General features: G+C 64.2%; 15 protein-coding genes. 10 read left to right on the top strand and 5 right to left on the bottom strand.

Annotation, left to right across the window (positions count from 1 at the left end):
* Position 1 precedes the first annotated feature (1 nt).
* The 6 genes from LB545_RS05540 (at position 2) to LB545_RS05515 (ending at position 4,472) form a co-directional block, all read left to right on the top strand.
* The gene (locus LB545_RS05540; RefSeq protein ID WP_140496231.1) at positions 2 to 1,045 is read left to right on the top strand and encodes a flagellar hook-associated family protein; all 1,044 of its coding nucleotides are present in this window, start codon (positions 2 to 4) and stop codon (positions 1,043 to 1,045) included.
* 30 nt (positions 1,046 to 1,075) lie between these two features.
* Complete coding sequence (gene flaF / locus LB545_RS05535; RefSeq protein WP_140496232.1) at positions 1,076 to 1,423, top strand: flagellar biosynthesis regulator FlaF; 348 nt, start codon at positions 1,076 to 1,078, stop codon at positions 1,421 to 1,423.
* Positions 1,420 to 1,860: a flagellar biosynthesis repressor FlbT gene (gene flbT / locus LB545_RS05530; RefSeq protein WP_140496233.1), complete on the top strand. Its 441-nt coding sequence runs from the start codon at positions 1,420 to 1,422 to the stop codon at positions 1,858 to 1,860. Before flaF ends, flbT begins: the two co-directional genes overlap by 4 nt.
* Positions 1,860 to 2,267 carry a flagellar hook assembly protein FlgD gene (gene flgD, locus LB545_RS05525; RefSeq protein WP_224704608.1) on the top strand — a complete coding sequence of 136 codons (408 nt, stop codon included), beginning with the start codon at positions 1,860 to 1,862 and terminating at the stop codon, positions 2,265 to 2,267. Before flbT ends, flgD begins: the two co-directional genes overlap by 1 nt.
* Before the next feature lie 21 nt (positions 2,268 to 2,288).
* Positions 2,289 to 2,555 (top strand): flagellar biosynthesis protein FliQ, encoded by a 267-nt coding sequence (fliQ, locus tag LB545_RS05520; RefSeq protein ID WP_140496235.1) that lies wholly within the window; start codon positions 2,289 to 2,291, stop codon positions 2,553 to 2,555.
* A gap of 273 nt (positions 2,556 to 2,828) precedes the next feature.
* A complete protein-coding gene (locus LB545_RS05515; protein WP_224704607.1) occupies positions 2,829 to 4,472 on the top strand; it encodes an MFS transporter in 1,644 nt (547 codons plus the stop codon).
* Positions 4,473 to 4,526: 54 nt separating this feature from the next.
* Here the strand turns inward: LB545_RS05515 and LB545_RS05510 are convergent, their stop codons facing one another.
* From LB545_RS05510 to LB545_RS05500, 3 genes are all read right to left on the bottom strand, one after another.
* Complete coding sequence (locus LB545_RS05510; RefSeq protein ID WP_140671452.1) at positions 4,527 to 5,264, bottom strand: DUF4336 domain-containing protein; 738 nt, start codon at positions 5,262 to 5,264, stop codon at positions 4,527 to 4,529.
* A gap of 96 nt (positions 5,265 to 5,360) precedes the next feature.
* Complete coding sequence (locus tag LB545_RS05505) at positions 5,361 to 7,157, bottom strand: chloride channel protein (RefSeq protein ID WP_140496238.1); 1,797 nt, start codon at positions 7,155 to 7,157, stop codon at positions 5,361 to 5,363.
* Positions 7,158 to 7,287: 130 nt separating this feature from the next.
* Complete coding sequence (locus LB545_RS05500) at positions 7,288 to 7,587, bottom strand: putative quinol monooxygenase (protein WP_140496239.1); 300 nt, start codon at positions 7,585 to 7,587, stop codon at positions 7,288 to 7,290.
* A gap of 113 nt (positions 7,588 to 7,700) precedes the next feature.
* Here LB545_RS05500 and flhA point away from each other — a divergent pair, with 113 nt between their 5' ends.
* From flhA to LB545_RS05485, 3 genes are read left to right on the top strand one after another with little or no spacing between them, the layout of a single operon-like run.
* Positions 7,701 to 9,788 carry a flagellar biosynthesis protein FlhA gene (gene flhA / locus LB545_RS05495; protein WP_140496240.1) on the top strand — a complete coding sequence of 696 codons (2,088 nt, stop codon included), beginning with the start codon at positions 7,701 to 7,703 and terminating at the stop codon, positions 9,786 to 9,788.
* Complete coding sequence (gene fliR / locus LB545_RS05490) at positions 9,785 to 10,537, top strand: flagellar biosynthetic protein FliR (protein ID WP_224704606.1); 753 nt, start codon at positions 9,785 to 9,787, stop codon at positions 10,535 to 10,537. Before flhA ends, fliR begins: the two co-directional genes overlap by 4 nt.
* Position 10,538: 1 nt before the next feature.
* Positions 10,539 to 10,922 (top strand): hypothetical protein, encoded by a 384-nt coding sequence (locus LB545_RS05485; protein WP_140496242.1) that lies wholly within the window; start codon positions 10,539 to 10,541, stop codon positions 10,920 to 10,922.
* Positions 10,923 to 11,097: 175 nt separating this feature from the next.
* Here the strand turns inward: LB545_RS05485 and LB545_RS05480 are convergent, their stop codons facing one another.
* Positions 11,098 to 11,556: a nuclear transport factor 2 family protein gene (locus tag LB545_RS05480; protein ID WP_140513653.1), complete on the bottom strand. Its 459-nt coding sequence runs from the start codon at positions 11,554 to 11,556 to the stop codon at positions 11,098 to 11,100.
* A 90-nt stretch (positions 11,557 to 11,646) separates the two neighbouring features.
* Positions 11,647 to 12,009, bottom strand: a complete 363-nt coding sequence (locus tag LB545_RS05475; RefSeq protein ID WP_224704604.1) for a hypothetical protein — start codon at positions 12,007 to 12,009, stop codon at positions 11,647 to 11,649.
* 79 nt (positions 12,010 to 12,088) lie between these two features.
* Between LB545_RS05475 and LB545_RS05470 the strand changes: the two genes are divergently transcribed.
* Entirely contained in the window at positions 12,089 to 12,667 is a 579-nt protein-coding gene (locus LB545_RS05470; protein ID WP_224704860.1) for a TetR/AcrR family transcriptional regulator, read from the top strand.
* Positions 12,668 to 12,825 lie beyond the last annotated feature (158 nt).

Raw genomic sequence — 12,825 nt, 5'->3', positions numbered from 1 at the left:
CATGACCTCAGTCTCTTCGGCCGCTCTCTCGAACGCCATGCGCTATCAGCAGATGCGCATGCAGGCCGAGCTCGTCAAAGCCACGAAGGAGTCCTCGACCGGCAGGGTCGCCGATGTCGGCCTGGCGCTGGGCGGACGCACCGCCCAGTCCGTCACCTTCTCGCGCGATCTCGACCGGCTCAATGTCATTATCGATTCCAACGGCCTGGTGGCCGCCCGGCTCTCCTCGACGCAGACCTCGCTCGGCCAGCTCTCCAGCGTCGCGCAGACCTTGCTGTCGAGCCTGACCACCTCAACGTCGGGCGATTCTTCCGCCAACCTCACCCAGTCGGCCGGCAAGACGGCCGTCCAGCAGCTCGCCTCGATCCTCAACACCAGCGTCAACGGCGAGTATCTGTTTGCCGGCACCAACACCGACGTCAAGCCGATCAACGATTTCACAGCGGCCGGATCACCCGCCAAGGCTGCCTTCGACGCCTCCTTTGTCGCCAATTTCGGTTTCACGCCGGATGACCCCGCCGCGGCAAACATCACCGCGGCCCAGATGGACGATTTCATCACCAACGACGTCGAGCCGCAGTTCTTCGGTTCGGGCTGGCAGGCCAACTGGTCGAACGCCACCGACCAGCAGATCGTCAGCCGCATCGCGCTCAACGAAACCACCGCGACCTCGACCAGCGCCAACAGCGACGGCATCAAGAAGCTCGCCATGGCGGCGGCCATGGTCTCCAGCCTGATGTCGACCAACATCAGCCAGGCGGCGAAGGACACCATCGTCGGCCGCTCGCAGTCGCTGGTCGGCGAAGCGCTGAGCGGCATCGGCCAGGTTCAGTCCGAAACCGGCATCGTCCAGAAGCGCGTGTCCGACGCTGTCGACCGCATGAAGACGCAGGTCGACCTGTTCGAGCGCCACATTCTCGATCTTGAAGCGGTCGACCCGGCCGAAGCCGCGACCCGCGTCGCCGACCTGACGCAGCACATCGAGACCTCCTTCGCATTGACGGCGCGGCTCCAGCAGCTCAGCCTGTTGAATTACCTGACCTGACAACTCTGAACCGGAACGGTAGAGCCAACGATGTACCAATTCTCCTACGCCGACATCCAGAGCACCTCTGTCGCCGATGCGAAGGACCGTGAACGGGAGCTGTTGACCCGCTCGATCGACATGCTGGCGGCGGCCGCCGCCCTTGGCCCCGCTTCGATGGAGGCAGTGGAGGCGCTGCATTTCACCAACCGCGTCTGGACCGCCTTTGTCGAGGATCTCGGCTCCAACGACAACGCGCTTCCCAAGGAACTGCGCGCCAACCTGATTTCGATCGGCCTTTGGCTGCTGCGCGAGGCGGAAGACATCCGCCAGGGCCGCACCCAGAATTTCGAGGGACTGATCGAGGTATCCCAGATCATCCGCGACGGCATTCAATGACCAACACGCTGAAGATATCGCTGAAGCCGAACGAGAAGATCTACATCAACGGTGCCGTCATCCGCGTCGACCGCAAGGTCACCGTCGAACTGATGAACGACGTGCAGTTCCTGCTCGAAAGCCATGTGATCCAGGCCGATGACGCCTCGACGCCGCTCAAGCAGCTGTATTTCATCCTCCAGGTGATGCTCATGAATCCGGCCGGCGCCGGCGAGGCGCGCGAAATGTTCCGCCGCTCCCTGCCGCTGCTGCTTGCAAGTTTCGAGGACGCCGAGATCGGCAGTGCGCTGAAACAGATCGACCGCATGGTCGGCGAGGACCACATCTACGAGGCGCTAAAGGCGATCCGGTCGCTCTATCCGCTCGAACGCCGCGCGCTGGGCGGCAATGACGACGTTCCGGGCGCCTCGCGTCCGCTGGCTGTGGGAGCACGCTGATGACCGTGGACATGACGACGACGATACCGGTTGGCACCAATCAGGCCAGCCAGCAGACCTCCAAGACCGCTGTCGACTACCAGTCCTTCCTGAAGCTTCTGATCGCCGAGATGAAGAACCAGGATCCGACCAAGCCGATGGATTCGACACAGTACGTCGCCCAGCTCGCCACCTTCTCGCAGGTCGAGCAGTCTGTGCAGACCAATACCAAGCTGGACCAGATCATGCAGTCCTCGGCGCTGTCGCAGGCCGATGCGCTGATCGGGCGCTCGATAACGTCCGCCGACGGCAAGACGACGGGCACCGTCGCGTCCGTGCGCCTTGCCAGCAGCGGCCTCATCGCCGTGCTGGGCAACGGCACCGAGATCGCGGTCGGCCCCGGCGTCTCGATCAAGGCGGCAAGCTGACGGCTCCGGCGGGCCGACCCCATGAACGAGGCCGACGCACTCGACATCGTCCAGTACGCGGTGTGGACGGTGCTGACCGCATCCGCCCCGGTGGTGCTGGTCGCCATGGCGGTGGGTATCGGCATCGCCTTGATCCAGGCCCTGACGCAGGTCCAGGAGATCACCTTGACCTTCGTGCCGAAGATCGTCGCCATCATGCTCGTGGCGGCGCTGACCGGTCCCTTCATCGGCAGCCAGATATCGGCCTTCACCAACGTCGTCTTCGAGCGCATTGAAAACGGGTTCTAGCTGCTTGCGGCGAGCCCGCCCGTTCTGTCCCGACCACTTACCGGCAGCAGCCCTGCTGTCGCCGATGCGGACCGTGTACGGCATAGGGGCTGCATCCGCGGCGCGGCGTCGAAGCAAAGCCGCACGGCTGCGTGGTCCTCCTCTATCCCCTTGTTGGACCATGATCTTTTTTTCGAGACGGTCGCTCTTTGCGGCACGATGCCATAGTTTCGGCAAACCATCCGGGGAAACGGATCACCGCAACGATCGGCAAGCCATGGCAGGGCCTTTCCTATGATTGACGAAAAGCCGGAGAGCGAGAGCGTTTCGGCGCTGGCGCCGTTCCGGCACGGCATCTTCCGCGCCGTGTGGTCGGCCAGCCTCGTGTCGAATTTCGGCGGCCTCATCCAGGGCGTCGGCGCCGCCTGGATGATGACCACGATCGCCACCTCGCCTTATCAGGTCGCGCTGGTCCAAGCCTCGACCACCTTGCCGATCATGCTGTTCGCGCTCGTCGCCGGCGCCATCGCCGACAGCTTCGACCGGCGCAAGGTTATGCTGGTCGCCCAGACCTTCATGCTGGTCGTCTCGGTGCTTCTGACCCTGTTCACCTATTCCGGCCTGATGACGCCGTGGACGCTGCTTGCCTTCACCTTCCTGATCGACAGCGGCACGGCACTGAACAGCCCGTCCTGGCAAGCCTCCGTCGGCGACATCGTGCCCCGCAACAAAGTGCCGGCCGCCGTCGCGTTGAACTCGATGGGCTTCAACCTGACCCGCAGCGTCGGTCCGGCGATCGGCGGCATCATCGTCGCCGCAGCCGGGGCGGCGGCCGCCTTCGCGGCCAACGCGGTGAGCTATATCGGTCTCATCGTCGTGCTGGCGCGCTGGAAGCCGCAGGTTCAGCCATCGACGCTGCCGCGCGAATCGCTTGGCGCGGCCATGGGCGCAGGCCTGCGCTATGTCGCCATGTCGCCCAATATCGGCAAGGTGCTGGTCAGGGGCTCCGCCTTCGGCTTCAGCGCCGGCGCGGTGCTGGCGCTCCTGCCGCTGGTGGCGCGCGACGTCGTCAAGGGCGACGCCCTGACCTACGGCATCATGCTGGGCGCCTTCGGCATCGGCGCGGTCGGCGGCGCGCTGATCAGCGTGCGGCTGCGCCAGCTTTTGTCCAGCGAGACCATGGTGCGCTCGGCCTTCGCCGGCTTCGCCGTCTGCGCCTTCAATGCCGCCGTCAGCCACAACGCCTGGCAGACATCGCTCGGCCTGCTGGTCGGCGGCGCGTGCTGGGTGATCGCGCTTTCGCACTTCAACGTCACCGTGCAGATGGCAACGCCGCGCTGGGTCGTCGGCCGGGTGCTGTCGGTCTATCAGACCGCGACCTTCGGCGGCATCGCGCTCGGCAGCTGGATCTGGGGCATCGTCGCCGACGCGCATGGCGCCGGGACAGCGCTGATCGCGGCGGCCATCGCCATGCTGGCTGGCGGCGCCATCGGCCTCGTGCTGCCGCTGCCGCAGCAGCAGGTGCTGAACCTCGATCCGCTCAACCGCTTCAAGGAGCCGCACCTCGCGCTCGACCTGAAGCCGCGCAGCGGCCCCATCGCCATCATGATCGAATACATCATCCGCGACGAGGACGTGCCGGAGTTCCTCGCCACCATGGCCGAGCGCGGCCGCATCCGCCGCCGCGACGGTGCCCGCAACTGGACGCTGGCGCGCGATCTCGAAAATCCGGCGATCTGGATCGAGCACTACCACACGCCGACCTGGCTCGAATATGTCAGGCACAACGGCCGCATCACCCAAGCCGACGCCACGGTCGGCGAGCGCCTGCGGGCGCTGCACGCCGGCGACGAGCCGCCGCGGGTGCGCCGCGTGATCGAGCGCCCGACAACCGCGGGCACGGCGCTGGTCATGGCAAAGGGCCCGATCGAGCATTAGGAGTGCAGGATAGCGCGAAGACGTTTTCGTCCGGGCTTGCATCAACACAAAGCGTTAGAGCGGACCCAGCCAGCGGAACGCGCGCTTCAGTTCGGCGACGCCATCGTGTTCGTACCAACGGCCGTGCGCCATGATCACGCGTTCCGGATTCCATTCTATCATCTTTTCGACTGCCGCCTTGAGTTGCCCCCTGGGGAAGGTCAATCGCAAATCGCGCGGCGTCTTGCCATCCGGATCAACGACACCAGCCGCCCTGGCAAGCCAGCGCCACGGCCAGCCAAGCTTCCGCGGTTCGAAGTTCTCGATCAGGTCTGTCAGGATCAATGTTCGGCTGACGGAATGGAAGAACACCATCTCCGTCATGAAGCTGCCCTCCACCGGCAGCGACTTGAGGTCATCGTCCCACGGGTAGCCCCTCTCGGCACCAAGCTCGTTCGCCTCGAAATCGATCCTGTCGCCCGCCTGCTCGCGAATGCCCGGTGCCAGCCAGATACCCGCATCCGCAAAGGCCCTGCGCCACATCGGAATCCACCAATAGTGGATCCGGTTCGGCCCGATGATGTAGCGGACCTTGCCCAATCCAGCGATCTCGGCCTCGAGGCTCCCTGTCAGCAAGGTGGGTGAATGGACGAACAAATCGCCGTCGTTGACGCGGATGACGGTCATCCGCGTCGGAAACCGCATTTTCGGCCAAGGCATGCCGAAGCGGATGACCGGGCCATCCACGATCCAGATGTCCTTCGAAACCAGCTTTAACGTGTTGAGCGGCGGATATGGTGCGCGGTCGGCCATGGTCTGCTGATGTAGGGTGGAGAACAAGCTTGGCCACGGCAGCTTCGCCTTGCACGAGCTCAGCCAGGCCGGCTCGGCAGCCTACCTTCGCCCGACCTACCCTTCGCCCGACAAGTCCCGGCGCGCTTTTTCCAGCTCCTCGGCATAGCGCCGCATCAGATGGCCCTCGGTCAGCAGTCCGAGCACGATGTGGTCGGTGAAATCCTCGACCACGGCCAGCTCCTCGGCGCCGGCCCGCTGGAAGGTCTCGGCGGCCGACTGCACGTTCATGCTCGGCACCAGGACGGCATCCTTGTATTGCGCCAGATCGCGCACCGCCGTCTCGCCGTCGGACAGGTCGCTGTGCAGTTCGGCAACGATCAGCACGCCGACATACTGGTCACCCGCGTCGACGGCAATGACGCGCTGGGCCGAACCCAGCGGCACCTGCTTGCGGAAGGCCGCAAGCGTCGTGTCGGCATTGATGGTCTTGATGTCCTTGCGCATCATCGAGCCGACGGTCAGGCTGCGCATCCAGCCGACGTCATGGGCGCTGCGGATCGTCTCGCCGCGCAGATGAAAACGCCACGTCGAGAAGGAGTAGCCGAAGGTCTCGCGCACCAGGATCGCCGCCATGATCGAGGCCGCCAGGACGACGCCGGTTAGCGTCAGGTCGCGGGTCGATTCCAGCGCCAGGAACGTCATCGTCAGCGGCCCGCCGACGACGCCGACCGCCAGCGATGTCATGCCGACGACGGCAGCGACGGCGGGATCGATGCCGGTCGACGGCGAGATGAAAGCCATCACATCGGCGAATGCCTTGCCGAGCAGGGCGCCAAGAAACAGAGAAGCGAAGAACAGTCCGCCGCGAAACCCCGAACCCAGCGAGATCGCGGAAGCCGCCAGCTTCAGCACGAAGACGCTGGCCACCACGCTCAGCCCATAGTTCATGGCGAATTCGCGATGCAGCGCGCCGTGGCCGCTCGACAGCACCTGTGGCGTGACCAGCCCAAGCAGGCCGACGATGACGCCGCCGATGACGGGACGCAGCGAGGCGTCGACCGACAGTTTGGCAAAGGCGCGCTCGACCAGCGTCACCAGATGCATGATGGCGATCGAGGCGGCCCCGCCAAGAAGCCCAAGCAGCAGGAAGGGCACGTACTGGCTGGCCGTGAGTGCCGGCAGGCCCGCAAGCTCCAGCGGGAACGGCACGCCGCCGAACATCTCGGCGGTGAGCGAGGCGGAGATCGCCGCCGTCATGACAGGCACCACATTGGCGACCGAATAGATGCCGATGACCAGTTCGAAACCATAGAAAGCACCGGTCAGCGGCGCATCGAAAGCCGCCGCGATGGCGCCGGCGGCGCCGCAGCCGACCAGGATGCGGACATCATTGCGGCGCAGCTTGAACAGCCGCGCCAGCCGCGAAGCCAGGCCGGAACCGACCTGCGTATAGCCGGCTTCCAGCCCGACAGAGGCGCCGAAACCGCTGGAGATCATGGTCTGGCCGGCGATGATGAACGTATCGGTCAGCGACATGCGACCGCCATAGAGCGCGTTGGCCTCGATCGGGTCGACAGGCGTGCGGAATCTCCGCTTTCTCAGCCAGATCACCGTCAGCCCGAGCAGGATGCCGCCGATCGCCGGGATCAGGGCCTGCATGGGGTGGGCGAGGGAGAACATGCCGGAAAGCCGGCCGCCGGGCTGCACGCCGAACAACAGTCCGTGCAGGTCCTGCACGATCTGGCTCATTGCGGTGACCAGTATGCCCGCCATCACGCCGACGATGCCGGCAAGGACGACAACCGCGATGCCTCGCGCTTCGAGCAGCGGGATCGAATTGATGAGCACCGCGCGCAGCCGGCGAGCGTAGACTTGCGGTTGATTCCTGGGCGATTGGTTTTTGGTAAGCACCGGAGCGGCTCGCCGACATCAGCAAGGCATTGAAAACACTGCCGTGCTGATACGCCGAGCGGCACCGCATGGCAACCACAATGACGGCGCCCGCGCGCCCTTTGGAGGGAGCCCGTCCGGCCGCCGATGGTCAGGTCGGCTTCGGGTCGCCGGCCTCGTAGAGCACGAGATTGCGCTCGCCGATGCCGAGCGACGGCCAGCTTGCGCGCCAGTCCACAAGGTGTGGCGCGGCGAAATGCGCATCGAGCGCCGCCCTGTCATTCCAGACTTCCGTGACCCGGATCAACCCGGCATCGAGGACATCCTGCGCATAGGAGTATGCGAGGCAACCGGGCTCGGCACGGCTGGCAACAACCATGCGTTCCATCGCTGGCCTTGCCTGTTCGAGCTTGTCGGGTGGCAGACGAACCGTGCCGATGACCAGCAGCATGAGATTTCCTTTCGATGGTTGGGCAGGCCACTCTCCCACCCTCGCGCAAGCTTGGCCAGCTACCCTCGCCGGGCTGTCGCATGCTCGGCAGCCCACGGTTTTCGAGGACTAGAATGGCGATAAGCGAAAGCATCCAGCCCGGCGCCGTGGCCAAGAACGGTCGCGACGTCTTCTTCGCGCTGGGCATCGTCATCATCCTGGCCGTGCTGTTCCTGCCGATCCCGGCCTTTCTCATCGACGTCGGCCTTGCCTTCTCGATCGCCCTTTCGGTGCTGATCCTGATGGTGGCACTGTGGATCCAGCGGCCGCTCGACTTCTCCTCGTTTCCGACCGTACTGCTCATCGCTACCATGCTGCGGCTATCGCTTAACATCGCCACCACGCGCATGATCCTGTCGCACGGCAATGAAGGCACGCATGCAGCCGGCTACGTCATCGCCGGCTTCTCCAAACTGGTCATGGCCAGCGATTTCGTCATCGGCCTGATCGTCTTCATGATCCTGATCGTGGTGAACTTCATCGTCATCACCAAGGGCGCCACCCGTATCGCCGAGGTCGGCGCCCGTTTCACCCTCGATGCCATCCCCGGCAAGCAGATGTCGATCGACGCCGACCTCTCCGCCGGCATGATCGACGACAAGACAGCGCAGTTGCGCCGCCGCGAGCTGGAAGAGGAATCCTCCTTCTTCGGCTCGATGGACGGCGCCTCGAAATTCGTCCGCGGCGACGCCATCGCCGGCCTCATCATCACCGCCATCAACATCGTCGGCGGCATCGCCATCGGCTATATCAGGCACGGCATGGGCATGGGCGAGGCCGCCGACGTGTTCATCAAGCTGTCGGTCGGCGACGGTCTGGTCACCCAGATCCCGGCGCTCATCGTCTCGCTCGCCGCCGGCCTGCTGGTTTCCAAGGGCGGTACGCGCGGTTCGACGAACCAGGCCGTGTTCGGGCAGCTCGGCGCGCATCCGCGCGCGCTCTATGTGGCGGCGGCGCTGCTGGTGCTGCTCGGGCTGATGCCAGGCCTGCCCTTCTTCCCCTTCTTCGCGCTCGCCGGCGGCATGGCCGGCCTCGGCTATGTCATTCCGATGCGCCACAACCGGGCCATGGCCGAGGCCGAGGCGCTGAAGAACCAGGAGAAGGCGACCAAGGCCGAGGAAGAGAAGAACTCGGTCAAGGCCTCGCTCGCCACCGCCGAGATCGAGCTTCTGATCGGCAAGCAGCTTTCGACCCGGCTGCTGGTCTCGCATCAGGAGCTGGTCTTCCGCATGGCCAAGATGCGCAAGAAGTTCGCCCAGCAATATGGCTTCGTCGTGCCCGAAGTGCGCGTCGCCGACGATTTCGCCATCCCGCCGAAAAGCTATCAGATCAAGGTGCACGGAACGGTGGTCGCCGAATATTCGATGCGCGTCGGGGAGATCATGGTGCTGCTCGGCAACCGCGACGTTCCCGAAATTCCGGGCGAGGAGATCCGCGAACCGGCCTTCGGCATGCGTGCCTATTCCGTCATGGAAACATTCGCCGAGGATCTGAAGCGCGAGAACTACACCTTTGCCGACAACATGTCGGTGCTGCTCACCCATCTCTCCGAGGTCATCCGCAACAACCTGCCGCAGCTTCTGTCCTACAAGGACATGAAGGCGCTGCTCGAGCGCCAGGATCAGGAATACCGCAAGCTCGCCGACGAGATCTGCACCACGCACATCTCCTATCCCGGCCTGCAGGCAGTGCTGAAGCTGCTGCTGGCCGAGCGTGTCTCGATCCGCAACCTGCACCTGATCATCGAGGCCATCGCCGAGATCGCGCCGCATGTGCGCCGCACCGAGCAGATCGTCGAGCATGTCCGTATCCGCATGGCGCAGCAGATCTGCGGCGATCTTTCGGAGGGCGGCGTGCTCAAGGTGTTGCGTCTCGGCAACCGCTGGGACCTCGCCTTCCACCAGAGCCTCAAGCGCGACGCCAAGGGCGAGGTGCGCGAGTTCGACATCGATCCGCGCCAGCTCGAGGAATTCGGCCAGGACGCCACCAAGGCGATCAAGAAATTCCTCGAAGCCGGCGAGCGTTTCGTCCTCGTCACCGCGCCCGACGCGCGCCCCTATGTGCGCATGATCATCGAGCGGCTGTTCACCACGCTGCCGGTGCTCTCGCATGTCGAAATCGCCAAGGGCGTCGAGATCAGGGTGCTCGGGACCATATCGTGAGCGTTCTCTCGCAAGCGGTCGTCATCGCGGCGTTCCTCGCCTTCTGCCGCATCGGCGCCTGCTTCATGCTGATGCCCGGCCTGTCCAGCGCCCGCATCCCGGTGCAGGTCAGGCTGTTCGTTGCGGTCGCCGCCACCGGCGGCCTGCTCGCCTTCCTGTGGGACCAGATCTTTCCCTTCGTCGATCCGCGTCCGCAGATCCTGGTGCCGATGATCGTTTCCGAACTCCTGGTCGGCGGCCTGATCGGCGCCATGACCAGGCTCTACATGGAAGCCCTGCGCTTCATGGGGTCGGCCATCGCCATGCTGATCGGCTATGGCGGCTCGGGCGGGCCAGCGATCGAGGAGCCCGAACCGCAGGCGGCGCTCGCCGCCATGATCTCGTTCTCGGCACTGCTGCTGCTGTTCGTCTTCGACTTCGACCATGAGATCATACGCGCGCTGGTGACGTCCTATACGGTCGCGCCGGTCAACGTCTTCTTCAACCCGCAGGCGGCACTGGTCGATGTCGCCGACACGGTGTCGGACACCTTCTTCCTGGTCATCCGCCTCGGCAGCCCTTTCGTCGCCTATGCCATTCTCGTCAACCTGACGATCGGCTTCGTCAACAAGCTGACGCCGCAGATCCCGATCTATTTCATCTCTCAGCCCTTCGTCATCGCCGGCGGCATGCTCATCTTCTATTTCGCCGTCGGCTCCATGCTGTCGCTGTTCGTCGACGGCTTTGTCGACCTGACGCTGGCGAGGTGACATGAGCACGCGCAAGGACCGCCTGAAGAAGCTGGTCAAGGTTCAGGAACAGTTGAAGGCGCTGCACGAGACGCGCCACGCCACCCTCCTCGCCGCCGCAAATGCCGCCGAAGCCGAGGCCAAGGAACTGGTCGAGCATTTCGACAAGGACAATTCCCTCTCCGGCCTTTTCCCCGATCTCTACCACCGCCGCATCGCCCAGGCCGTCGTGCGCCAGGAGGCGAACCTCGAAAGCGCCAGGAAGGAGGCCGGCCTCGTCGCGTCGGCAACCGCGCGCACCAACATGGTCGAGCGCGCCTACAAGGACGTGCGCAACCGCGACGAACGCGAACGCTCCGACCGCGAACGCCTCGATCTGATCGCGCAGAAGCGGGGACAGGAGTAGAGGAGGAGGTCTGGACGCGAAGCAAGCCTTCGCAGCGGAATCCTGACTGACCGCTTTGCGCCTCGTACGGGCTATGGATGCAATTTCGCGTCTACCCAGAAGCCGCCCGTACAGCCTGTCGAAGAATGTGCCGAGCCTCCGCATTGCGGAGGATCGTAAAAAGGCGACGTTTCAGCTAGCTTGTTATCTGTTCGGCGGCAGCTTCTTCGAGGCCCGCTGCCGCTTGGAGGGCAAGACCGCGAGCCGCTGCCTGTGAATCGTAAAATTCCTCCAGCGCATGGACCCTGCCCCACCGCAGGGTAAACACGTGGAGACCTCGGTTGATGTACGACGTGTCGCCGTTGAGCAGGGTCGCGGTGCCATCCCACTGGGCAAACACAGTGGTATGCCATGGCCAGCCCTCCACCCAGATGTGATTGACCGTGAGATGGAGGGTGGGCAGAACACGGCCGAGGCGTTCAAACCAGCGGCGCAGGGCTTCCTTGTCGTGGCGCTCTCCACCAAGCGCGTGGGCGCCGCCAACCCGATGATGGACATGCGGCGCGAGTGCTTTCACCGCCGCATCCCAGCGATGATTGTTGACGTCATCGAAGCTCTTTCGGATCGATTTCTCGACAAAATAACTATATAGCATATCACTCTCCTCCAACTCATTCGGTAGCGCGATCGAAGGTACCTGTGGCGAGCTGTTCGGACGCAGCCGACGCCACGCAGGGTCTGCGCGTCAGCGCATTGTCGCGTCGGCTCGCAGGTATGTGTCGGTCTCGGTCGAGATCGTGACCTCCTCGCCCGACCTTGAGAACGCGTAAAGCGAATCCTGGTGGCCCGGCATGGAAAAGGCCACGGAGTCGCCGTCAGCAAGGCCCATGACGAAGCGCAGCGGATCACCTCCGATCTTCGGCGCGAAGGTGGCGGTGACCTCCAGCAGGCCGCCGTCGACCGGGACGTAGTAGACCACCATGTCGAGCTGTCCCTCGTGCAGGCTGGCAGCTTCGATCGGCCGTCCGATGGTCGCTTCCTCGGCAAAAGCCGGGTTCGCAAGAAACATCGCGGCCAGAACGGACGCACTCAGGGTTTTGCGGATCATCTCATATCTCCTTTTTTGGATTGCGTTCGACCTCTATATAATGTATAGATTACGAATGCAATCTAAAAAGGAGATGGCGATGCGCGTAAGTCGCACTCAGGCCGCGGAAAACCGCGAAACCGTGATTAATGTGGCAAGCCGCCTTTTTCGGGAGCGAGGCTTTGACGGCATTGGCCTCAAGGATCTGATGAAGGGCGCCGGGCTGACCCAGGGCGCCTTTTACAAGCAGTTCGAGTCAAAGGACGACCTGGCGGCGCAGGCATCCAGGCGCGCGATGGAAAGCGCCACCGACAAGTGGTCGGCCGCGACAGCGGCAAACCCTGGGAAACCGCTCGACGGGGTGATCTCATTCTACCTCAGTATGGATCATCGCGCGGAAAAGATGGACGGCTGCCCGGTCGTCGCGCTCGGCTCGGATGCGGCCAGGCAAGGCGCCGAGGTGAAGGCCTCATTCGAGGCCGGCATCAGGGAGTATCTCGAGATGCTCGGCAGTTGGGTTGGCGAGGACGACGGCGAAAAGGCCGGCAACAAGGCAATGGCCGTTCTCTCGACAATGGTCGGCGCGGTCATGCTCTCGCGGGTGGTCAACGACCCCGACCTCGCGCAGGCTTTTCTGGATGCGGCGGCCGATCAGGTTCGCGAGACAGTCGCCATCTGAACCATGCGGGCAGCGGCGCCTGATCCATTGCTCGCCGCTCGGACCGAACCGTCGCGCGCGACTGCGAAGAAGTAACGGATACCGTCCCAGTCGATCATGGAGAAGTTCGCGTCGTCACGTGAAGCCTCCGGTGCGATTTCGCACCACCGTAGTGCGTG

This window comes from Mesorhizobium sp. BR1-1-6 (assembly GCF_020165355.1).
Taxonomy (GTDB): Bacteria; Pseudomonadota; Alphaproteobacteria; order Rhizobiales; family Rhizobiaceae; genus Mesorhizobium.
This window is presented reverse-complemented; position numbering and strand designations above follow the sequence as displayed.